The sequence below is a fragment of the Lishizhenia sp. genome (assembly GCF_057456495.1).
Genome location: NZ_JBVCPV010000022.1, coordinates 1 through 22,430 on the forward strand (window position 1 = coordinate 1; position 22,430 = coordinate 22,430).

Genomic DNA, 22,430 nt, shown 5'->3' on the forward strand with positions numbered 1-22,430 from the left:
GGGTAAAAAACAAAAGAAGTTTTCTCCTACCATCATCTATTTCTTTTTAGGAAAATTGGGGTGTTTGAATAAATTGAAAGCCTGCTCTACATGGCGCTCTTCATGATATGCCACATACAATAGAGCATCTCCCATACGTAAACGGACGATACGAGATAACGAAATAGGAACTTTGGTTCTTCTTAAATTAATATGTTTTGCACCTTCTAGGATCTTTAAAAATCGATCTTGACCTGTTACAAACTCTTCAATATCATTACCGGTTACCATACTTGGATCAAGGCTAGGATTGTAGTTCTTTTGCGCATTGAACTTTCGTTTCACATTCTTTGCTCTTCCTAATTTCATACTTTTCCAAGCTGATTTTCCAAGGGGAGAAGATACAAAGGGAGCTTTTGCTTCCCTGAATTTCGTGTTTTCAATTTTATCTTCGAAAACAGGGTGGTAATATTTAGCAAATTGATTGAGATGGGCAAAAATCTCTAATAGATTCCAAGTGTGCTCATTTGGGCGCCAAGTTTTCTGCTTGTCGCTCAAGTGTTTAAACTTTGATTGGATTCTTTTGATTTGTTCTTGACTCAATTGTGTCAGCTCGTCCACCCAGCTATTTAATACCACTGTTTTCATTCTTTATATCTTCTGAATCAAAAATAACATCAAATTCTAATAGCGCAAGATAAATAAGGCCTTTTTGTAGAGTTTTCTTGAGCATTATTTTCTGAGTTACTTTCCGCATGTATATTGCCAGATTTCTTTTTATTTTCGCAAGTGAATTAAAGATGTATATCTGATGGAAAAACCTTTGATATTAGTAACGAATGATGATGGTGTAAACGCAAAAGGAATTCGTTCTTTGGTAGAGGCCGTTCAAGAGTTTGGAGATGTGGTAGTTGTGGCTCCCGATAGTCCGCAAAGTGGAATGGGACATGCTATTACTGTGAATAAACCCCTTCGATTAACAGCTTCTACTGTATTTGAAGGGATAGAAGCTTACACATGTACAGGTACGCCGGTAGATTGTGTAAAACTCGCCATCTATGAAATCTTTAAGCGCAAACCAGATATTCTTGTGTCAGGTATCAATCACGGGGATAATTCTTCTTCAAATGTTTTGTATTCTGGAACTATGTCTGCAGCTGTAGAAGGAGCTATGGAGTCGATCCCAAGTGTTGGTTTTTCTTTGTTAGATCACGGTTCTGATGCAGATTTTACGACTTCAAAAGTTGTGGTAAAGAAAATGATGCAACAATTGTTGACCCAGAAGTTTCCCTTGGGAACGTGTCTGAATGTTAATATTCCGAATTGTTCTGTTGAGGAACTGAAGGGACTTAAAATTTGTAGACAAGGAAAGGCACATTGGGAAGATAGGTTTGACAAACGTTTGGATCAATTTGGTAAACCGTATTACTGGTTGACAGGTGAGTTTAAAAAAGTAGACAAAGGGTCAGAGGCAGATACCTTAGCTTTAGATCAAAATTGGGCGAGTGTTGTTCCCATTCAATATGATATGACTGCCCACCATTTAATTCCTGAACTAACTGAATGGGATTTATAGATTATGAGTTTTAAGCAAAAAATAGATAAACCGCTAGTAGGTGGAATTGTTGCATTGGTTTTGCCAGTGCTTGGTTTTCTGTTCTTTAAAGAATTGAATTATGCGCATAAACCATGGGATCAACTATGGAGGTTTATGAAGGCCAGTGCGAATAATAGAAATGAGTTAGTGATCTTTCCTTTAATCCCTAATTTAGTCCTCTTTTACTTTTCAAATTATCAATGGAGGTGGGATAAGTTTACCCAAGGACTTGTGTTTGTTACAGTAATCTTGGGATTAGGAGTAGTGATTAGTTTAGTGGCATAGGATGGAACAGAAAAAGTTATACATAATTGCAGGTGAGGCGAGTGGTGATCTTCATGGGTCTAACCTCATTAAATCCCTGCAACAAAAAGATCCATCTGTATCCTACCGCTTTTGGGGAGGAGATAAAATGGAGTCCCAAACGAAACAGAAAGCTGTAAAACACATTCGTGATTTGGCTTTTATGGGCTTTGCCGAGGTGGTAATGAACTTGAGAACCATACTAGGGAATATCAATTTTTGTAAAGAAGATATTTTAAAGTTTAGGCCAGATGCAATTGTAATGATTGATTATCCCGGATTCAACCTTCGAATAGCTGAATGGGCAAAGGAACAAGGGATTAAGGTTATCTACTATGTTTCTCCACAGATCTGGGCCTGGAAACAAAATAGAGTGCATAAAATAAAGAAGGTAGTAGACAAAATGTTTGTTATCCTTCCTTTTGAAACTGAGTTTTATCAGCGCTTCGATTATGATGTAGAATATGTTGGACACCCTTTGTTGGATGCAATACATCAATACAAAGCCAATAATCACCCCGTTTTTGAAAATGATGATAAAGAGATTATTGCCTTATTACCGGGGTCTAGAAAACAGGAAATTTCGAGAAAATTACCGGTAATGTTAGAGGCAATAAAAGACTTCTCTAATTACAGAGTAGTTATTGCGGGAGCTCCTTCCTTAGAGGAAGAGTTCTATACTTCTTTTCCATTGCCTAAAGGAAGCGAAATAGTTTTTGGAAAAACCTACGATGTATTAAACGTGGCTACGGCTGCATTAGTAACATCGGGCACAGCTACATTAGAAACGGCTTTGTTTAAAGTTCCTCAAGTCGTATGTTACAAGGCTTCACCTATTTCTTATCACATTGCAAAACGATTGGTCAAAATCAAGTATATTTCTTTGGTAAATTTGATTTTGGATAAACTATGCGTGGTAGAACTCATCCAAGGAGAATGTAACCCTAAACGTATCGCGTCCGAATTGAAAGCTGTTTTACCCGGTGGAAAGAAACGAGAAGAAGTACTCAAGGATTATCAGGAGTTGGCAAAACTTTTAGGAGGTGGTGGAGCCTCTGATCGTATTGCTGATGGAATATTAAAGACAATATAATTTACAGCTAGTGAAGACACTTATTACCATATTCTTTTCTCTTTGTCTGAGCGCATTGTTCGGTCAAGAAATGAGAATAGGTGTAGTAAGATCTCACGATGTAGACCGCGTCATCTTTTCTTACTTTAATGGCAGTTATAATGTTTACGGTGATACAGCGCGATTAAAAACCATCTTACCTAATGAATTTGTTGATATCCGCTACAGGTCCAACGATAAGGTGGAATTGCTTTTTGGTGTTCAATCCTTGGGAGTGTTCGATTCCATTCAACTCAAACAAACGGGTAAGGATTATGGATTGCGATTAACGCCAAAATCGCCCAACAGACATGAAAAGCAATACTTGGATGATTTTGTGATTTTCGCAAAGCGTGGACATTTGACCCTCGTGAACCTTGTACAAGAACATCATTATTTAGCCGGTGTGGTTGAATCTGAAGGAGGAGGTGGTAAACCTTTGGAATATTATAAGGCGCAAGCCGTAATTTCTAGAACTTATGCCAGGGATAGATTGGATAGGCACAGAAGGGATGGTTTTCAATTGTGTGATCAAGTGCACTGTCAGGCGTATCATAACCGACAGAAATATACTCCTAGTATAGACACGGCGGTTCAAGCAACTTCTGGAGAAGTGATGGTGGATGAACACAATCATATGGTGGAAGGTTTTTTTCATGCCAATTGTGGTGGACAAACGACTTGGACAGATTACGTTTGGCGTCATCGAATTCCTTATTTGGCACCTATTCAAGATAGTTTCTGTATATACACGGTTCAAGCCAATTACACCAAGCGAATACCGAAAAGTGAATGGAGAAATTATTTGGTGAATCAATTAGGCTATCCAGAAAAAGACCCTGTTTATGGTCCTTTACTTTACAATTTTATTCAATATGATAGACAAAAGTATTTTCAAGATGAAACTACAGGAATAAAGTTAACAAGTCTACGTTACAAGTTTAAACTGAAATCTACCTTTTTCTCGTGTTATGAAGATGGGGATGATGTAGTGATAGTAGGAAAAGGATATGGGCATGGTGTAGGACTGTGTCAAGAAGGTGCGATGGAGATGGCAAAGAGAGGATTTACCTATGATCAAATATTAAAGTTTTACTTCTCAAATATCGAAGTGATAGGGAATTATAACGAAATCTTTTTTACCCAAGAAAACCCACAAAAAGATAATGAACTTTTGTAGGTTGGTAACTTCTCATCTTATTTCCTTTTAATTCCATGTATTACTTGTGAATTCTTACTAATTTTGTTTTATAAGCTAAAGATCGAAGGAGATTAGAGAATGATAGATGAAAGAAGACTAACAACAGAAGAAAAGGCACTTAAAATCAATTTAAGTACTGATATCTACGGTTCTTTCGCCGAAATTGGTGCTGGACAAGAAGTAGCGGCTAATTTTTTTAAGGCAGGAGGTAGTTCGGGAACCATTGCTTATACCCACTCAGCTTACGACATGACTGTTTCTGATGCCAAGTATGGTAAGGCACATCGTTATGTTTGTGAGGATAGATTACTTACTATGTTAACAACGGAGTACGAGTCGTTAACAATGAATCTTCCGGATAGAGCACCAGATACGAAGTTTTTTGTATTCAGTAATACAGTAGAATCTTTAAACTATCATAAAACTAATCAAGGTCAAGGTTGGGTAGGTCTTCGCTTCCAATTAACACCAGAAAGTGAGCCTAACGATATTATTTTGCACGTAAAAATGCACGATAATAGCAACCGAGCACAGCAAGATGCTTTGGGTATTTTAGGGGTTAACCTAATTCATAGTGCCTATTTCCTATCACATGATATGAATGAATTTCTAGACGCTTTGGTACATCGTTTACCTAGAGAGCGTATGGAAATTGATATGTTGCGTGTTAATGGACCAGACTTCGAAGATGTAGATAACCGTATTATTGCATTAAATCTTGTAAAAAGAGGTTTAACGGATGCTACGATGTTTGACTTGACTGGAAATGTATTACAACCAGCAGCAGCCTTATATAAAAAGAATATATTGTTGATGCGTGGGCGTTTTAGACCTGTTACTAAGGTACACATTGACATGATAGAGGCGGGAGAAAAATTATTCCGCAAAGAACCAGATGTAAAAGAGGATAATGTAAGAGTGGTGTTTGAGTTAACGCTTAAAGATCTTACGGCAGACGGTAAAATATCAGATAAAGACTTCGTAGATAGAGCAGAGCTTTTAGGTTCTTTAGGTTACACTGTTATGATCTCTAACTACTTGAAACACTACAAGATGGTTGACTACCTTTCAACCATTGCTAGAGGTAAGCAAATGGGTGTTTTAGTTGGTATATATAACCTTCAGACTATTTTCGATGAGAAGTATTACGATAATCTACCAGGTGGTTTATTAGAAGCTTTTGGTAGAGGATTTGGTCATAAAGTGAAAATGTATGTTTACCCAGCGAGAGATGTTGAGACAGGTGAATTGTACAAATTTGAAGATGTAAGAATTCCAGAAAAATTAAGAGGTTTACTGGATTTCATGATCGCTAATAACAAACTAGAAGGAATAGAAGAATACGACGAGAAATTGTTGCATATACTTTCAGACGATGTGCTTTCCAAAATTAAGGCAGGAACTAAAATTTGGGAAGAGGATGTACCACCAAGAGTGGTGAAAGCAATCAAATTCCTAGAGCTATTTGGTTATAAAAGGAAGAAAGAAAAAGTAACGCAAGATTAAAAATATTCAAAAGGAGGTAATTAAATACCTCCTTTTTTTATGTCCAATACTTGTAACAGTTAAAGCTTAGATGTCACCTTGAGTATAAAACTATTAGATTTTAAATCTAACCCTATTTCCAAATGCTAATCCTTAAGTTATGAGTGAGTTGTGAATCAGTCTTTATATGCTTGCATATAAGTATTTGTGCGAGAAGGAAATAGAGGTCTAATTTTACCCCAAGAAACTCTTCTATTCCTAGAAAAATTGCTATTTTAACTTCATCTTACTTCAAACTACTCCTTTTTATATTTACGTTGAATCCAATTACCTCTATTAGGTGATTGTGCCTCGTTAATTTATGGGATAAATCTAAATACGATAGTATGCATTATACACATGATTCAGAGGAAAAGAAGAGATTACAAGCTTTAAAAAGCTATTCCATTCTTGATACACTCCCAGAAGAAGATTATGACGGTATAACGAAGATTGCAGCGCAAATTTGTGGTACAGAAATCTCACTTGTAAGTCTTGTGGATGCGGATAGACAATGGTTTAAATCTATGCACGGTATTGATGTACATGAAACACCCAGAGAATATTCCTTTTGCTCCAGAGCTATTGTAAGTGAAAAATCAATCTATATTATTGAAAATGCTAAAGAAGACCCTGTTTATAAAAACAATCCGTTAGTTACGGGACCTCCGCATATCATGTTTTACGCAGGTGTACCCTTGGAAGGTACCGATGGATTTAAATTAGGGAGTTTATGTGTTATTGATTCTAAGAAAAAAGAATTGACACCTGAGCAAATTGAATCTTTGTTAGCCTTGGGAAGACAGGTTGAGAATTTATTAAAGCTCCGAAGAAATCAAATCGCTTTGGATGAGATGATAATGGAACTTGAATTTAAAAACGAAGCTTTAGAACAGTTTGCTTATGTTGCTGCGCACGATATTAAATCGCCTTTGAACAACATCAGAGCCTTGGTTGATTTAATCATGAAAAAAGACGGTGATTCGTTGAATGACGGAGTATTGACCAAGTTGAAAATGGTTGAAAATACGTCAGGTAAACTCAAAAGATTAGTAGATGCTTTACTTGAATATTCGCAGGTAGATGCCAAAGTGAATGAGTTAAAGGATGTTGATGTTGAAGAGGTCATGGAAACAATTGTAGGTTTACATGGAAACGAAAGTGTAGATATTAAAATAGATACAACCTTGGATAAAATATTCTTTAGCGAATTGTCCTTGTATCAAATCCTTCATAATTTGGTGGTGAATGCCATAAAGTACAATGATAAAGACAAGGCGCAGATAAAGATTAGTTTGAAATCGAAGGATGATTTATTTGTTCTTTCTGTTCAAGATAATGGAGTAGGGATTGCTCCAGAGAACCATGAGAAAGTTTTCGAGAGTTTTACGACTTTGAAGACCAAGGATAAATTCGGTAATTATGGTAGTGGTCTAGGACTTTCAATTATTAAGAAAATTGTGGAGCAATATCAGGGATTTATACATGTTGAAAGTGAAGTAGGTAAAGGAAGTACTTTTATTGTTGAAATACCCAAAGCGAATATTAAAAATTAATAGTCAAGCTTCCAGAATAGGAGAGGACTTCAAGAAAATATACATAGAAAAAAAGGGTGATCGTTCGATCACCCTTTTTTTTAAATTCTTTTTCTTCTAGGTCGCATGACGCGTTTTTGTTCAGATTCTTCTCTACTAGAGTTGTCTCTATCAGCGTTAAATGTTCTTTTAGGTCTATCTTTAAAGTTATTGGTTGGTTTTTTCTGGTTATCTGGTCGAGAACCTTTCGGTGATGCTATTTTAACATCCAAAGCTCTTCCATTCACTTCAACACCGTTCAAAGCTTGAATAGCAGCAATGGCCTGATCGGTGTCTTCCATCTCAACGTATCCAAATCCTCTCGATTTTTTTGTTTTCTTATCGTAAACAACATGGGCGTAACTAACTTCACCGAACTGAGAAAATGTTGCTTTTAAATCTTCTGAAGTAATACCAAAGTCTAAATTGGCAATAAAGATATTTGTCATCTAAAAATTATTAATCTAATGCAGTATGCACCACAAATGTACTGCTAAAAGTTCTTAACTCAAAATCAACAATAAATCTCTGTAAATTAATTCATAATTGTTAGAATATTATATTTGCTGTAAATATTTGTGGGTTATGAAGATATTGATGCTTTTAAGTGTTGCGTTAGTTGTTTTATCATGTAATAAGGTAGATCCAGAGGAGCAAGCTAAAATCGATGATCAAATTATTCAAGATTACTTGGAGACATTTGAAATTGTAGCTGAAAAACTGGATAATGGCTTGTACTATTCTGTAGAAAAAGCAGGAACGGGCGAATACCCTACTGAAAACTCTGATGTTCTCGTTGCCTACAAAGGTTATTTCACTAATGAAAGTGTTTTTGACGAAAGTGAGCCCGAAGGTGTTGCTTTTAATTTACAACAGGTGATTGAAGGGTGGAAGATAGGTATTCCGCTTTTCAAACAAGGTGCTAAAGGAACTTTGTATATTCCATCAGCTTTAGGTTACGGACCTTCAGGTGCAGGTTCTATTCCACCCAATCGTGTGTTGATATTTGATATTCACTTAATTGAGGTGTACTAATCTACTCCAAAGGAGTGAACATCATTGTGGTTTTCCTCAATTCCGTCTTTTAATTTTTTGATAATTCGAGTGAGTTCGAAAATGTCTGGCGTTGCATTGTTTTTTAACCAGGCAAATCCTTTGTACCCATTTTGTTCTCCATCGATGGCCTCAGCCATATAGTATAAGGCTGTGAAGTTGTTCATTTTAAGCCATTGTAAAGCTTGTTGGTTCCCTTCTGCTGCATTAATAAAAGCCATCAGGTGGGGATATCCATTTTTCATCAACCAATCTCTCGCTTCGTCCTTTAATTTAAGGGCATATGTAGCCATAAATAATTCTTCAAAACCATTTTCATTGAGGTAGTTCAACAAATCAGTGTTGCCCTCAATTGCCTTTGCCCAAGCAATGATAATCTTTGGGTGATAGGTAAGCTCCTTACTTTCTAGTTTTGTGACCTTTTGAATACTTACTTGTCTTTTTTCTTTACGCTTTTTATTGAAGAGTCCCATTTTCCTTTACTTGTAAAAATTTAACATGTGTTGAACCATTTCTTGCATTGCTTTAGGGATTACATTTTCCGTCCACGGGTGTTTGCTTTGGAAGGTGTGTCCCGCTCCTTCAATGCTTACAAATTCTCCTTTTGTTGCTAGTGCCAATGAACGAGAACAAGCGAGTTGAACAGCTTCATCCTGTGTTCCGTGTATGTGTAATGCAGGTTTTTCGAATTGTTTCAAGTTTTCTAAGATGTTTAAATCTTTTTCATGGTTGAAATAATCTGTGTAGAAGCTATAATAGTGAGGCATATCTTGCTGGGTACGGCTATTTTTAACCGTGTAAACACCCTGGTTTTTCCATTTGTCCAATGCTTCTCCTTGAATAAACCTGGAAGCGAAGTCATCTACCGAAGCTAAGGTTGTTAACGAAGAAACTGTAGAGGTTTGCGCTGCAACTAAACTGGCAATACCACCTCCTCTGGAATGTCCGATAACATGAATTTTGGCAGAAGGATACATATCGTGAAGTAAATTCACCATAGTATGCGCGTCATGTAATTCATAACTATACCGGTTTTGCGCAAAAGCATCCAAATCAGGAAAGTCTATTGGATTGTCTACGGTACCTCCGTTGTGACTAAAATTAAAGGCACAGTATCCAAATTTTTTAGCTGTGAAAGCACTTCCCATGAGCGACCAGGCTCCCCAGTCCTTATATCCTTTATAACCATGCATAAATAAAAGGATTTCGTTGTTCCAGGTATCTGGAATTTTTAAATCGTAGACAGATTTTCTACCTGCTGCACCTGTATAAATTTCGTTCACTTTGTCTATCCTCATTCTATTCACTGCTTAATCTTCAAAAATACCTTCTATTTACTAAAAATGATAACCTAAAACTACTATTTTTAGGCTGTAATGACGATAATGAGATTTTTTTTCGGAGCCTTGATTTTCTTAACTCTTTCTGGTTGTGGCGCTTCCTTGGGAGATCGTATAGATTCTAAGAATTTACATGTATACTACATGGATGGAGTAAGTGCACAAGAGGCAGTAAATTTTGCTACATATTGGAGAGATAACGGTTTTGTAGGAGAAAAGAAACAAACCATACAACTGATCAAAAATGAGTATGGTGAGTTGTTGGTTAAACTCATTGAAGATAAGAAATACGAACTTCAGGGGTTGAGTTTAGATGAACAGGCGATGTTGTCGAAATTATCGCGTACACTAGAAAAAGAGGTGTTTAGTGATACTAAAGTGAGGGTAGTGCCTTGTGATAATACATTTAGACCTCTTGTAAAACAGTAATATGAAAATATCCGCATCTATATATTCAGATAAAAAACGTCCACTTAAGGAGGTTATAGAAGATTTAGTAGCACATAATGTAAACTTGTTGCATGTAGATTGCAATGATGATTTATCGGTTTTTAATGATATTGAAGCCATCAGAAGGTGGTGTGATTTGCCGATAGATTTGCATATAATTACTGAAAAACCTGAGCTTTATTACGATAAGTTAAGAGAGGTTCCTGTAGAGTACCTTACTTTTCAATATGAGCAACTGCCTCAAGATTTTAATTTACCCTTAGATATTAAGGGAGAAAAAGGTTTGGCCATTACAACACCAACATCTATTGAGGTGTTCAAAGATTTTGAAGATTTTGATTTCTTATTGGTCATGGCAACAATACCCGGACAAAGTGGCGGAGTGTTTGATCCAATCAATTTTCAGAAAATTAGAAACTTCAAAAAATTATACCCCCGAAAAGCAATTCATGTAGATGGAGGAGTGAATGCCGAGGTGTCTTTTATTCTCAGAAACTTGGGCGTTAGATCGAGTGTTTCGGGGAGCTACTTGTTTAAAAGTGCTAGTGTAGGAGAGGCTTTGATGAATTTGACCAATCGGGAGCATGTTTCCTCTTTTTGCGTGAAAGATTTCATGGAAATGCTCCACGATGACATATTTGTGTACATAGAAGGACTTAACTTAGAGAAGATACTTACAGCGATAGAAGTTGGAAATAAAGGGTTGGCCATCGTTAAAAATATAGAAGGTTTGTTCATGGGGATTATTACGAATGCCGATGTACGAAGGTTCTTATTGGCGAACATTACAGATATTTACTCGGCCGACGTAACAGAAATGATAAATAAAACACCGGTAGTTATTGAGGAAACAGCAACGGTTGAGGAAATGTTAAATCACGTGAAAGCACAAGCATTTCCCATCTCGTATTTACCTGCAGTATCCCAGGAAAATAAGGCTGTTGGAATGATTACTTTTGTAAACCTGATAAAAGGAGAATTATGATAATACATTTAAAAAATAATATAAACGAGCAGGATGCTCACCATTTAGCGGAAAGCGTACAAGCCTTCTATTTTAAAGATCAAGAAGGAAAGAAAGTATTGGTAACCTCTTCATCTGTGAAAGAATTACCACATGAAGTTGAAGGTAAAGTGAATGACTTTTGGGTATTTCCAAATGACATGCAGTTGGCTTCAAGACAGTATAAGGAAGAAACAAGAAAAGTTGCTATCGGTGATACTGTTATTGGTGGGGATACCGGTAATACAATTTTAATTGGAGGACCTTGTTCCGTGGAGTCAGAAGGACAAATTAGAACTTCGGCTGAATTGGTAAAAGGAATGGGGTTAACTACGTTAAGAGGTGGTTGTTATAAGCCTAGAACTTCGCCGTATAGCTTCCAAGGATTAGGGTTGGAAGGATTGAAACTTTTGGCCAAAATGCGTGAGGAGTACGGATTAAATGTGATTACAGAGGTTAGAGATGCAACACATATTGATGAAGTGATTGAATACAGTGATGTGATTCAAGTAGGAGCAAAGGCAATGTATGATCAAGGTATTTTAAGAGCTTGTGCAAAAACTCAAAAACCTGTTTTAATTAAAAGAGGTTTTGGTACAACCTTACAGGAATTTGTTCAAAGTGCTGAGTTTGTATTATCTGGAGGAAATGAAAATGTAATTCTGTGTGAGCGTGGAATCAGAACCTTTGAAACGAAGACTAGATTTACATTAGATTTATGTGGTGTTGCTTATTTACAAGAACACACAAATTTACCGATCGTTTTAGATCCTTCTCATGCTATGGGACATGCATATGGTGTAATTCCATTAGCAAAAGCTTGTGTAGCAATGGGAATTGACGGTTTATTAATTGAAGCGCACCCAACACCAAAGTTGGCCAAGTCAGATGCTTCACAGCAGTTAGATCATGAAACTTTCTCTCATTTAATTGATGAATTAAATCCTGTAGCACAAGCGGTTGGATACAAAATAGTTTAGTGCATGTATTTAAAAGAGAACTTAAGTTATTTACTTCAACAAAAAGACGTAGAACTCGACGAATTTTTAGATAGAAATGAAGTGGAGCACGTGGATGAATTTTCTATTGATGCATTGAATGAAATCTCTGAGCATTATCAAATAACTTTGAGAGACCTACTTTTTTCATCCTTCGAAAAGAACCATGAAAAACTGCAGAAAATTAAATTATTGATTTTAGATGTGGATGGTGTAATGACAGATGGTGGAATGTACTTTACCGAGAATGGTGATCAAATTAAAAAGTACAACACCAAAGATGGAATGGCCATTATGCATCTAATCAAAAGGGGATACCAGGTCGGTATTATCTCGAGTGGTTTTAAAACTGAAATGGTTAAAGCTAGGGCTGATCTTTTAGGTATTCAACATTTTTACGTTGGTAGAGATAGAAAGCTGGATGTATTACAAACTTGGTGTAAAGAGCTTAATATTAGCTTAGATGAAGTGGCAATGATAGGTGACGACATCAATGATTTAGAGGTTATGGAGCGTGTAGGAATTGCCGCTTGCCCGAATGATGCCGTGGATAAAATTAAAAATGCTGCAAATATTCATTTAAGAATGAATGGAGGAAAAGCATGTGTACGTGAGTTTATAGATAACTTTTTATTACAAGAGGCTATTTAGTCACTGTAGTGCAAACATATTTAGGTTGAGGGTGGTAATTAGGTTTATCACCCTTAATTTTTATTCCTAATCTTAAAAGTGCATCGTCAAATCCTTTATTCTTTTTGTTCTTTTTCATGATTTCTTGGTATTACTTCGTTTAAAGTAGTCAATAAATATGCCAATCACCGTAAAATCCCTTTTAATTGTAGAGAATATTGACTCAAATATGCTAGGAATGCATAAAAAAAGGTCAAGCTTTTACAACCTGACCTTTTGACATTCGTTTATGTAAGGTTTATGACACTGGCGTCGCCTTTAAGTTGTGTTCGAAAACCTCAACTAAAACTTCGAGTGCATAATCTATTTCTCCTTTGGTTGTAAATCTAGAGAAAGAGAACCTTGCGTTTGGTCGCGTAATATCTGCGTTTATCCCCGTCAATACATGCGATGCATTTACCGATCCTGAGCTACAAGCAGACCCACCTGAACAAGCTATTCCTTTTAAGTCTAACGTGAAAAGCAACATATTGGCTTTCTCTGTTTTAGGAAAACATACGTTCAAAACAGTGTATAAGGATTTTTCAGGAGTGATATCCCCGTGAAATTTAATGTCCTCAAATCTATTTTGTAGTTGTTCTATCATGTAGTTCTTCAAGGCTTGAACATGAATTTGATGTTGTTCTAAGTCTCTATCTGCAATTTCCATTGCTTTCGCTAAACCAACAATTCCATATAGGTTTTCGGTACCTCCTCTAAATCCTCTTTCTTGACCACCTCCGTATATAAGGTTACCAATCTTGATGTCTTTCTTGATGTACAAAAATCCTATTCCTTTTGGTCCATGGAATTTGTGAGCGGCACAAGTAATGAAATCGATATCTAATTCTTGCATGTCAAACTTGTAGTGAGACATAGTTTGAACTGTATCAGAGTGAAAGTATGCACCGTGCTTACGACACATTTCACTTACTTTTCTTAAAGGAAGTAAATTTCCTACCTCATTATTACCGTGCATTAAGGAAACAAATGTTTTTCCGTTTGCATTGGCTAACAATTCTTCAAGATGGTCTAAATCAACATGACCTTTATCGTCAAACTTAACAAGTTTGAATTCTATGTTTTTTTCTTCGCAGATATTCTCTACCGTATGACCAACAGCATGGTGCTCGATAGGAGAGGTGATAATGGTTTTACAACCTAATTCTTTCACCGCAATATTAATTGCCATATTATCTGCTTCTGTTCCTCCAGAAGTAAAAATAATCTCAGAAGGTAGACAGTTAATGATTTTTGCAACCGTCCTTCTAGATGTTTCGATTGCTGCCTTCGCTTGTCTACCGTAATAATGCGTAGAAGATGGATTTCCAAAGCCGTCTTGTAGGTAAGGAATCATTGTTTCCACGACTTCAGGGTCAATAGGAGTAGTTGCTGCGTTATCTAAATAAACTCTCATTGCTTTCTTCTAATTAATTTAATGCCATAATATCATCCATAATACGCTCAGCTAATTTATTAGCCATGTCTGTATTAGAACTTTCTGAATAGATGCGGATGATAGGTTCTGTATTACTTTTTCTTAAGTGTACCCACTCTTTGTCGAAGTAAATTTTAACACCATCTGTTGTGTCAACTTCTTTATCTCCGTATTTCTCAGCCATATTTGACAATATTTCGTCAACGTTAATTTCTGGCGTTAATTGAATTTTATTTTTAGAGATCGTGTATTTTGGATAGCTGTCTCTCAAGGCAGAAATTGATTTTTTCTCTTTGGCTAAATGACTTAAGAATAATGCAATTCCAACCAAGGCATCTCTTCCGTAGTGTAAAGCAGGTAAGATAACTCCACCATTTCCTTCACCACCGATAACAGCATTCACAGCTTTCATTTTCTCTACAACATTTACCTCTCCAACAGCAGATGCAAAATATTCATTACCTGACTGTTCAGTTACGTCACGTAGAGCTCTTGTAGAAGATAAATTGGAAACAGTTGCACCGGGTGTATTACGTAAAACATAATCAGCAACAGCAACAAGTGTGTACTCTTCACCGAACATAGATCCGTCTTCACAAACGAATGCTAAACGATCCACATCAGGGTCTACAGTGATTCCTAAATCAGCCTTGTTCTCTAGAATAGCATTCGATAAATCTGTCAAATGTTCTGGTAACGGCTCCGGGTTATGTGGGAAGTGACCTGTTGGTTCACAATATAATTCTGTGATGTTAGATACACCTAGTTTTTTCAATAATGCAGGAACAAATATTCCTCCTGTAGAATTTACAGCATCAACAACGATTTTGAAGTTGGCAGCTTTAATCGCTTCAACGTCTACACCATCTAACTTTAATACTGCATCAATGTGCTTTTCTAAATAAGTATTGTCTACCGTGTATTTTCCTAAATCATCTACTTCTGCAAAAGTAAAGTCTTCTGCTTCCGCAATACGCAAAACTTCAGCTCCATCTGCAGCAGAAATGAATTCACCTCTTTCGTTCAATAACTTTAAGGCATTCCATTGTTTAGGATTATGACTCGCCGTAAGAATAATTCCACCGTGAGCTTTTTCCATAGCTACCGCAACTTCAACCGTTGGAGTAGTGGATAAACCTAAATCTGTTACAGAAATCCCCAATGAACGAAGGGTAGATACTACTAAGTCAGAAATAATTGGTCCAGAAATACGGGCATCTTTTCCAACGACAACGCTCAATTTCTTTGCGTTATTTCTGTTTTGAAGCCAAGTACCGTAGGCTGCTGCAAATTTAACAGCATCAATAGGAGTTAAACCTTCGTTTACTCTTCCTCCTATCGTTCCTCTTATTCCTGATATAGATTTGATTAATGTCATTTATTCAAAGTTTTTTTTAAGTCCAACCATTTTCATACAAGCAATCGCACATTCAATTCCTTTGTTTCCGTGCTTACCACCAGATCTATCTATTGCTTGTTGAAGGGTGTTATCTGTTAAAACACAAAGAACTGTAGGTTTATTGTATTTCAATCCTACATCTTTAAGTCCTAATGTCGCTCCTTCACAAACAAAGTCGAAATGACGCGTTTCTCCTTGTATAACTGATCCAATTGCTACTACACCGTCAACATCTGTATATTCATACATGTATTGCGCAGCAAGCGGCAATTCAAAGGTTCCCGGTGCAAAACGAACGATAATGTTCTCTTCTTTCACACCATTTTCTAAAAGTGCTTCCTTCGCACCTTTTAATAAATTCAGGGTAATGTTTTCATTCCATTCAGAAACAACGATGCCGATTTTAAAATCGGCACCATTAGGAACATACTCCTGATTATATTCTGATAAATTTCTATTCTCTGTTGCCATTATTTAGCTGTTGAGTTGCTTGCTCTAGCTTTGTACTTTTCAACTGTGTTTTGATTAGCAAAAGCTGGATATTCATCTATAATTGTCTGGTAAATTTCTGTAGCTTTTTCAAAGTCTTTAACTTCTTCACATACTTTTGCAGCTTTGAATAGGAAGTGTGGAGTAGTTAACTCATTTTTTCTTCTTTCAGCAGCTGTAACGTAAGCAGCAATACCATCTTCTAAGTTTCCTAATTCAACGTTGCAGTCTCCTTCTAATCCTTTTGCAAGAGAAGCTACGAATTCGTCGTTTAATTCAACTCCTTCTACTTCTTCTAAAGCTGCTTGGTAATCTCCTTTGTCAAAGTACAAACTTGCCAATTGAAATTGAGCCATTTCTCCTTGGTTGTACCCGTCGTACTCTGCTACTTGATTTTCGAATTCGGTGATGGCAAGGTCTACGCTATCTTTTTGCAATAAACTGATTGCTGTAGAATTGTAATCTGATGCTTCAGCTTCTCCTGGCTCAACAATTAATCTGTTGTATCCAAAGATTCCTAAAACAATCACAACAATAACTCCTACTGCAATTGTAAATCCTTTAAGAACTTTGTTTCCTTTTAATTGATCAATAAGTTCTTCTGTGTTTAAATTTTCATCCATTTATTTAGCGTTTTTAGCGTTGCAAAAATATAATTTTTTTTTAGGGTTTCATACTATTTTGTGAACAAGATGTGGTTAATAAAAGTGATTTTACTTCCTATTCTGTGAAAATTTCTATTTCATCCATAAAAATCCACGTTTTTCCTCCCGCTCCAAGGTGCCATTCGGGGCATGGGCCAAAATTATTTACTTTCAATTTAATATAGCGGGCATTCGCTGTTTTAGGTAGTGTAACCGTCGTTTTTTGTTCTAAATTATATTCACTTTCCAGGGCTGTTTCAGCTACTGTAACTTTGTCTGTATTTAGTGTATTTCTATTATCATCTAGGTAGCTTACCTCTATACTTTTGGGTAGGAAAATCCAAGCGTTGATGTATTGAAGTAGGGAGAGTTGAATGCTGTCTATTCGTCGGGTAGTATCTAAGTCGATAATTAGTTCTACATCTTTGTTTTCAAACCCTTGATATAAACCGGTTCTGTAATTGTTTCCAGATTTTAAACCGTCCATCAAAGCTTGCTCATTACCGCCGTTATACTGATTGTCATAAGGAGTTAGCAAGGTATAGTTATAGTTGTTGTTATCCTTATTGAAGGAAGCAAAAATGGTTTTACTTTCTCCCATTTTAGTAGCTGTTTTAACAAAGATTTTACACGAATTGTGTATGTAGAAACTTTCGTTATAACTGTTCCAGTTTACTGCATTGTTTACACTGTAATAAATCGGTTGGTTGTCTACACTTTTTAAGGTGACTAACATGCTGTCTTCAAAAACACGTTGCGTACCAACGAAAATAGGGTTTATTAAAAAGTGTTCATCGTTAACATGAGATGATGGAGCCGGTAGTGTGTTACTTGTTCCGGCGAAGTTTAGTCGCCCTCCTTTTAATAAAGCATTGGCATTTATAGATAGGTTTTGTAATCTTCTGCCGTTCCAGGTAATGTGTCCTTGAGGATTATCTGTTTTTGTTATAGTAATTGTTTTGTTGTTTTCTAAATGAATTTTAGCACTGTCAACGAGCGGTAGGCTAAGATCGTAATAGGTAGCACCTGGCGTTACCGAATACATTCCTAAAGCGTTTAAGACGTACCAACTGCTCATTTGACCACAGTCTTCATTGCCGCTTAAACCAGCAGGGGTATTGCTGTATTGTTCGTTTAGGATTTTATGTATCATGGCTCTTGTCTTTTGTGGTTGTCCTGCGTAGTTGTACAAATAAGCCATGTGGTGCGAGGGTTCGTTACCATGGGCGTACTGACCAATTAACCCTGTGATATCTACCTGATGTCTGCCTTCTAAAGTACTTGAAGTACTAAATAACTGGTCTAGCCATTTTTCTAGTTCTTTTTGCCCCCCTAAAAGTTCTTTAAGCCCATCAATGTCTTGTGGGGCAAACAGTGAATATTGCCAAGAATTAGCCTCTGTGTAATTAAAATTCACTTCAGATGGTATGAATTTATCTATAAAAGCACCATTTGTTTTTGGTTGCATGAATTTATTCTCTGGATTAAAAAGGTTGCGGTAATTTAAACTTCTTAAATAAAATTCTTGCGCAATTTCTTGTTTATCCAAAGCTTCAGCAAATCTTGCTATACACCAATCATTATAGGCGTACTCCAATGTTTTTGAAACAGATTCAGCCTCATCCTCTTGGTTGATCATTCCTTGGAATCTGTAGAAGTCTTTGCCTAATTCGTCTGCATTTGCAGTAGCTATCATAGCTTCCAAGGCTAGTTCATGATTGAAATCTTGTATGCCTTTAAAGTAGGCGTCAACAATTACAGGTACGGCGTGATAACCAATCATACATCCTGTATAGTTTCCAGAAAGTTCCCACATGGGTAATTTTCCACCTTGTTCGTACTGGTTTAAAAACGTATGAATGAAATCAATGGTTTTTTCCCGTTGAGTTAGAGCAAATAGGGGGTGAGTACCTCTAAAAGTATCCCATAATGAAAAGACTGTGTATTGCTTGTTTTCTGCTGTGGACTGATGTACATGGAGGTCTGTACCTCTATATCTCCCATCCAAATCACTGAATAAATTAGGTGCGATAAAACTATGGTATAGAGCGCTGTAAAAGATGGTATCTATAGATTTATTAGAAGTAAATATCTCTATTTTATTGAGTTCCTTGTTCCAAGCTTGTTCATTTTGTGCTTTTACTGTTTCGAAATCCAAGCTTTCAATTTCCGATAGGTTTTGCTTGGCACCTTCTGTATCCACCGCTGATATACCTACTTTTAAATCTAACTCCTTAATCTTTGGTGAAAAGTAAATCAGGTATTTATTCGAATTTTCAATGCGTTCTATTGATGTGATTTTTTGGTTGCATTCTAAATGAAAATAGAAGTGTTGTTCATTGGCCCATGATCTTGAAATACGCTTTCCTGATACATGATAATTGTCCACTGTATTGAACTCAACATCAATTAATTGATCACGGTAATCTAAATCTAAAAGTATGTACTTATCTTGTTTCTTTTTAGGGAATTTATATTTGTGATAACCAGACCTTTTAGAGGTTGTTAATTCAATCTTTACTTGATCTTGATGAAGGGTGTTGCTATAATAGCCTGCATGTGCCTTCTCGTTATCATGTGAAAAGGGAATGGCGTAACTTTCATCGGCTTTAATATCATGTTTTCCTATTAACGGTAAGATGAGTAAATCGGCATAATCGGGTACGCCTGTTCCGCTTAAATGGGTGTGACTAAAACCGTGAATGGTAGTATCAGAATAATGATAACCACCACAACCGTCCCAACCTTCTTTTCGGGTATCCGGACTCAGTTGAACCATTCCGAAAGGAGAAGTTGCACCTGGGAAGGTATGTCCATGTCCTCCAGTACCTATGAAAGGGTTTACAATTTTCGCGTAATTTTCTTTAGGATTGTTATTGAGTTGTGCCTGACTATTGATGGCAAGAAAAGTGACAAGAAGTAGGTGTATCGTCTTTTTCATGATTTTAATATTTTGCGTAAGCTGCTGCACCTAAAATGGCTGCGTTTTTATGATGCAATTCAGAGCTAAGTACTTTTACCTTACCTTGATAGAGGTTTAAGATGTTCTTTTGTGTATAGTTATCCACTCTTTGGCGGAAATTTTCTCCGTTTTTAGCGATTCCTCCAAACAATACAAAGGCTTCGGGGTTCGAGAAACAAGCGAAATTTGCTAGCCAATATCCCAGTTTTTCTGCTGTAAATTCAACAATTTCTTCTGCAAATTGATCGCCATTTTCAGCAGCTTTAAAAATGTCTTGAGGAGTAGGACATGTTAAGGTTAATAATGGTGATGTGTCTTTATTTGGAGAGCTCAGAAGAGCTATACTTTTCACCATTCCTGTAGCAGAGCAGTAGGTTTCCAAACAGCCTTTACGACCACAACCACAAGGTCTACCTTCTTTTTCAACCATGACATGTCCAAATTCTCCGGCTGTACCAAACTTACCATCGAATACCTTGTCGTTTATAAAAATTCCAGCTCCTAATCCTGTACCCAGTGTAATTACTACGAATTCAGAAAAATCTTTGGCTGCTCCAAAAAGTTTTTCACCCACAGCTGCGGCATTTGCATCGTTGGTGAGTTTTGTGGGTAGTTTAAAGTAATTCTCAAAGTATTCGACGATAGGAATATTTACGCCCCACTTTAGATTAGGGGCATTTTCTATCATACCACTAAAAGTGTTAGAACTTGGTGCACCAATTCCGATATTGTTAAAATGGTGGTCTTTGAGCTTTTCCTCTATTAATTCAGGCAGCAGAGCAGGGTTTCTAACTTCTGAAGTCTTTAAATTTCCTTCGTAAACAATTTCTCCATTGTTGTTTACTAAACCAAAAGCTATGTTGGTTCCACCTATATCTATTCCTAGTGTAAAATCAGTTTGCATGTTCTAGTGCTATGTTCCATTCTTTTAAAAAACCTTCTTTAAAGTTTTGCATTACGGCATGTCTTTCTTGCCCAATTTTTTGAGCGGCATTCGTATTTAAAAGGTTTAGGAGTTTTAGTAATTTATCATCAAAATGCTGTAGCGAGTTAGCGGGGTCTGTACTAGAATAAATAGGGCGGTTTTTATTTCCGCCGTAAGCAAAGCATCTAGCAATGCCCAAATGTCCCATTGCATCTAGTCTATCCGCATCCTGAACGATTTTTCCTTCTATAGAATCAAAAGTTGGAGCTCCTTTACTGTAGCTTAAATTGGAAGTAATATGAAGTATTTCTTCTATCAGGTTTGAAGCTATTTTATGTTTTTCTAATAATGCTCTACACAGTTTAGGACCAACGGTGTAATCTCCATTATGAAATTTATGGTCACCAACATCATGGGTGAGGGCTGCTAGAAATATAAGTTCTTTATTGCCACCTTCTAATTGTTGTAATTGCAGGGCAAGGTGTATGACGCGTTCTATGTGCGACCAATCGTGACCACTTCCTTCTCCAAAAAAGTCAGTTTTCACAGCCTCTACAAGCGATTTGTATTTTACGTATAACTCCATCTATGACGATAAATTTAAAAGGATAAGCCCCTTGATGTACAAAGTGTAAAGGATTGTTTTTAACAAAAAGGAGAATGATATGTTAATAAGGGTATAGGAATCTCTTCTTTTTCCTTGATTTTTAATAGATTTCTTTTCTTACTAAAGTTTTTTCTTTCTATCTTTGCAGCCTTAATTATTAACGTGGGTTTCGTACCCAAAACAATAAACAATTATGGCAACTAAAATTAGATTGCAAAGACACGGGAAAAAAGGTAAACCATTTTTCCACATTGTAGTAGCTGATTCAAGATCAAAAAGAGATGGTAAATTCATCGAAAAGATCGGTACTTACAACCCAAACACAAATCCAGCAACTATCGATTTACAGTTCGAAAGAGCTTTATCATGGGTACAAACTGGAGCTCAAATGACAGATACTGCAAGAGCTTTAATGTCGTACAGTGGAGTTTTATACAAAAACCACTTGGTAAACGGTGTTAAAAAAGGAGCATTAACTGAAGATCAAGTTGAGGCTAAATTTGAAGCTTGGGCAAAAGAGAAAGAAGCTAAGATTGAAGCGAAGAGATCTGGTATCACTAAATCTTCTGAGCAATTAGCTGCTGATCGTTTAGCTGCTGAAAAAGAAGCTAACGAGAAGAGAGCTGCAGAAATCGCTGCTAAAAATGCACCAGAAGTAGAAGAGGCACCAGCTGCTGAAGAAGCTACTGAAGAAGCACCAGCTGCTGATGAGAATGCAGAAGAATCTGCTGAGTAAAAACATTGAACTATGAATAAAGCGGATTGCTTTAATCTAGGATATGTGGCGAAACTTCACGGTTTTAAAGGTGAAGTTTCGCTTTTTTTTGATGTCACAAATCCTTCAGATTATCACACACTAGATGCGGTGTATATAGACATCAACGACAACCTTACACCATTTTTTGTAGAATCTATAAAGCCTAAGCAAAAAGGTTTTGTACAAGTAAAATTCGAAGGAGTAGAATCTGAGAATGATGCTAAAGTGATTTTACGTAAGAATCTATTTTTACCCCTTTCTTTATTACCAGAATTAGACGGTTTGAATTTCTACGACCATGAAGTAGTAGGATGGAAGGTAGTAGATATTGAATACGGTGAAGTAGGTGTGTTAGAAAACATTATCGATAACAACGTTAATCCTTTGATCCAAGTTTTAAATGGTGA

At 36.5% G+C, this 22,430-nt stretch carries 24 protein-coding genes; 13 read left to right on the forward strand and 11 right to left on the reverse strand.

What is annotated here, in order from left to right:
• Nucleotides 1–36: 36 nt before the first annotated feature.
• Entirely contained in the window at nt 37–627 is a 591-nt protein-coding gene (locus AC22ZQ_RS02875) for a DinB family protein (protein ID WP_318957059.1), read from the reverse strand.
• A gap of 163 nt (nt 628–790) precedes the next feature.
• Between AC22ZQ_RS02875 and surE the strand changes: the two genes are divergently transcribed.
• The 6 genes from surE to AC22ZQ_RS02905 all read left to right on the forward strand — a co-directional run bounded on the left by surE (nt 791) and on the right by AC22ZQ_RS02905 (nt 7,271).
• Nucleotides 791–1,555: a 5'/3'-nucleotidase SurE gene (gene surE, locus AC22ZQ_RS02880; RefSeq protein ID WP_318957060.1), complete on the forward strand. Its 765-nt coding sequence runs from the start codon at nt 791–793 to the stop codon at nt 1,553–1,555.
• 3 nt (nt 1,556–1,558) lie between these two features.
• Complete coding sequence (locus AC22ZQ_RS02885; RefSeq protein ID WP_318957061.1) at nt 1,559–1,861, forward strand: hypothetical protein; 303 nt, start codon at nt 1,559–1,561, stop codon at nt 1,859–1,861.
• 1 nt (nt 1,862) lies between these two features.
• Complete coding sequence (gene lpxB / locus AC22ZQ_RS02890) at nt 1,863–2,972, forward strand: lipid-A-disaccharide synthase (RefSeq protein ID WP_318957062.1); 1,110 nt, start codon at nt 1,863–1,865, stop codon at nt 2,970–2,972.
• A 10-nt stretch (nt 2,973–2,982) separates the two neighbouring features.
• Entirely contained in the window at nt 2,983–4,170 is a 1,188-nt protein-coding gene (locus AC22ZQ_RS02895; RefSeq protein ID WP_318957063.1) for a SpoIID/LytB domain-containing protein, read from the forward strand.
• A 99-nt stretch (nt 4,171–4,269) separates the two neighbouring features.
• Nucleotides 4,270–5,697 (forward strand): TonB-dependent receptor, encoded by a 1,428-nt coding sequence (locus tag AC22ZQ_RS02900; protein ID WP_318957064.1) that lies wholly within the window; start codon nt 4,270–4,272, stop codon nt 5,695–5,697.
• Between the two features lie 365 nt (nt 5,698–6,062).
• Nucleotides 6,063–7,271, forward strand: coding sequence for a GAF domain-containing sensor histidine kinase (locus AC22ZQ_RS02905; RefSeq protein WP_318957065.1), 1,209 nt, complete (start codon nt 6,063–6,065; stop codon nt 7,269–7,271).
• A gap of 80 nt (nt 7,272–7,351) precedes the next feature.
• Here the strand turns inward: AC22ZQ_RS02905 and AC22ZQ_RS02910 are convergent, their stop codons facing one another.
• On the reverse strand, nt 7,352–7,738 hold the full coding sequence (locus tag AC22ZQ_RS02910) for an RNA-binding regulator (protein WP_318957066.1): 387 nt from the start codon (nt 7,736–7,738) through the stop codon (nt 7,352–7,354).
• A 136-nt stretch (nt 7,739–7,874) separates the two neighbouring features.
• Here AC22ZQ_RS02910 and AC22ZQ_RS02915 point away from each other — a divergent pair, with 136 nt between their 5' ends.
• On the forward strand, nt 7,875–8,324 hold the full coding sequence (locus AC22ZQ_RS02915; RefSeq protein WP_318957067.1) for an FKBP-type peptidyl-prolyl cis-trans isomerase: 450 nt from the start codon (nt 7,875–7,877) through the stop codon (nt 8,322–8,324).
• Here the strand turns inward: AC22ZQ_RS02915 and AC22ZQ_RS02920 are convergent.
• A complete protein-coding gene (locus tag AC22ZQ_RS02920) occupies nt 8,321–8,815 on the reverse strand; it encodes a hypothetical protein (protein ID WP_318957068.1) in 495 nt (164 codons plus the stop codon). The two genes, AC22ZQ_RS02915 and AC22ZQ_RS02920, sit on opposite strands and share 4 nt — an antisense overlap.
• Nucleotides 8,816–8,821: 6 nt before the next feature.
• The gene (locus AC22ZQ_RS02925; RefSeq protein WP_318957069.1) at nt 8,822–9,640 is read right to left on the reverse strand and encodes an alpha/beta hydrolase family protein; all 819 of its coding nucleotides are present in this window, start codon (nt 9,638–9,640) and stop codon (nt 8,822–8,824) included.
• A gap of 87 nt (nt 9,641–9,727) precedes the next feature.
• On the opposite strand from AC22ZQ_RS02925, the gene AC22ZQ_RS02930 reads away from it, so the two are divergent.
• Genes AC22ZQ_RS02930 through AC22ZQ_RS02945 form a run of 4 tightly spaced genes read left to right on the forward strand, consistent with a single transcriptional unit; the run spans nt 9,728 to nt 12,784 of the window.
• Entirely contained in the window at nt 9,728–10,111 is a 384-nt protein-coding gene (locus tag AC22ZQ_RS02930) for a hypothetical protein (RefSeq protein WP_318957070.1), read from the forward strand.
• Between the two features lies 1 nt (nt 10,112).
• On the forward strand, nt 10,113–11,117 hold the full coding sequence (locus AC22ZQ_RS02935) for a CBS domain-containing protein (RefSeq protein ID WP_318957071.1): 1,005 nt from the start codon (nt 10,113–10,115) through the stop codon (nt 11,115–11,117).
• Complete coding sequence (aroF, locus tag AC22ZQ_RS02940; protein ID WP_318957072.1) at nt 11,114–12,115, forward strand: 3-deoxy-7-phosphoheptulonate synthase; 1,002 nt, start codon at nt 11,114–11,116, stop codon at nt 12,113–12,115. Before AC22ZQ_RS02935 ends, aroF begins: the two co-directional genes overlap by 4 nt.
• A 3-nt stretch (nt 12,116–12,118) precedes the next feature.
• Nucleotides 12,119–12,784, forward strand: coding sequence for a KdsC family phosphatase (locus AC22ZQ_RS02945; protein WP_318957073.1), 666 nt, complete (start codon nt 12,119–12,121; stop codon nt 12,782–12,784).
• A gap of 277 nt (nt 12,785–13,061) precedes the next feature.
• On the opposite strand, the gene AC22ZQ_RS02950 is transcribed toward AC22ZQ_RS02945, so the two are convergent.
• From AC22ZQ_RS02950 to AC22ZQ_RS02980, 7 genes are all read right to left on the reverse strand, one after another.
• Complete coding sequence (locus tag AC22ZQ_RS02950) at nt 13,062–14,219, reverse strand: cysteine desulfurase family protein (RefSeq protein WP_318957074.1); 1,158 nt, start codon at nt 14,217–14,219, stop codon at nt 13,062–13,064.
• A 13-nt stretch (nt 14,220–14,232) separates the two neighbouring features.
• Nucleotides 14,233–15,618, reverse strand: coding sequence for a phosphoglucosamine mutase (glmM, locus tag AC22ZQ_RS02955; RefSeq protein WP_318957075.1), 1,386 nt, complete (start codon nt 15,616–15,618; stop codon nt 14,233–14,235).
• Nucleotides 15,619–16,110, reverse strand: a complete 492-nt coding sequence (ribH, locus tag AC22ZQ_RS02960; protein WP_090246016.1) for a 6,7-dimethyl-8-ribityllumazine synthase — start codon at nt 16,108–16,110, stop codon at nt 15,619–15,621.
• Entirely contained in the window at nt 16,110–16,751 is a 642-nt protein-coding gene (locus AC22ZQ_RS02965; RefSeq protein ID WP_318957081.1) for a tetratricopeptide repeat protein, read from the reverse strand. The genes ribH and AC22ZQ_RS02965 overlap by 1 nt, the downstream gene beginning before the upstream one ends.
• A gap of 97 nt (nt 16,752–16,848) precedes the next feature.
• Complete coding sequence (locus AC22ZQ_RS02970) at nt 16,849–19,713, reverse strand: GH92 family glycosyl hydrolase (RefSeq protein ID WP_318957082.1); 2,865 nt, start codon at nt 19,711–19,713, stop codon at nt 16,849–16,851.
• 4 nt (nt 19,714–19,717) lie between these two features.
• Nucleotides 19,718–20,638, reverse strand: a complete 921-nt coding sequence (locus AC22ZQ_RS02975) for an ROK family protein (RefSeq protein WP_318957084.1) — start codon at nt 20,636–20,638, stop codon at nt 19,718–19,720.
• Nucleotides 20,628–21,245, reverse strand: coding sequence for an HD domain-containing protein (locus AC22ZQ_RS02980; RefSeq protein ID WP_318957086.1), 618 nt, complete (start codon nt 21,243–21,245; stop codon nt 20,628–20,630). Before AC22ZQ_RS02980 ends, AC22ZQ_RS02975 begins: the two co-directional genes overlap by 11 nt.
• Nucleotides 21,246–21,459: 214 nt before the next feature.
• On the opposite strand from AC22ZQ_RS02980, the gene AC22ZQ_RS02985 reads away from it, so the two are divergent.
• Nucleotides 21,460–22,002: a 30S ribosomal protein S16 gene (locus AC22ZQ_RS02985; RefSeq protein ID WP_318957087.1), complete on the forward strand. Its 543-nt coding sequence runs from the start codon at nt 21,460–21,462 to the stop codon at nt 22,000–22,002.
• A 12-nt stretch (nt 22,003–22,014) separates the two neighbouring features.
• On the forward strand, nt 22,015–22,430 hold a 416-nt coding region (locus AC22ZQ_RS02990; RefSeq protein WP_318957089.1), incomplete at its 3' end, for a ribosome maturation factor RimM.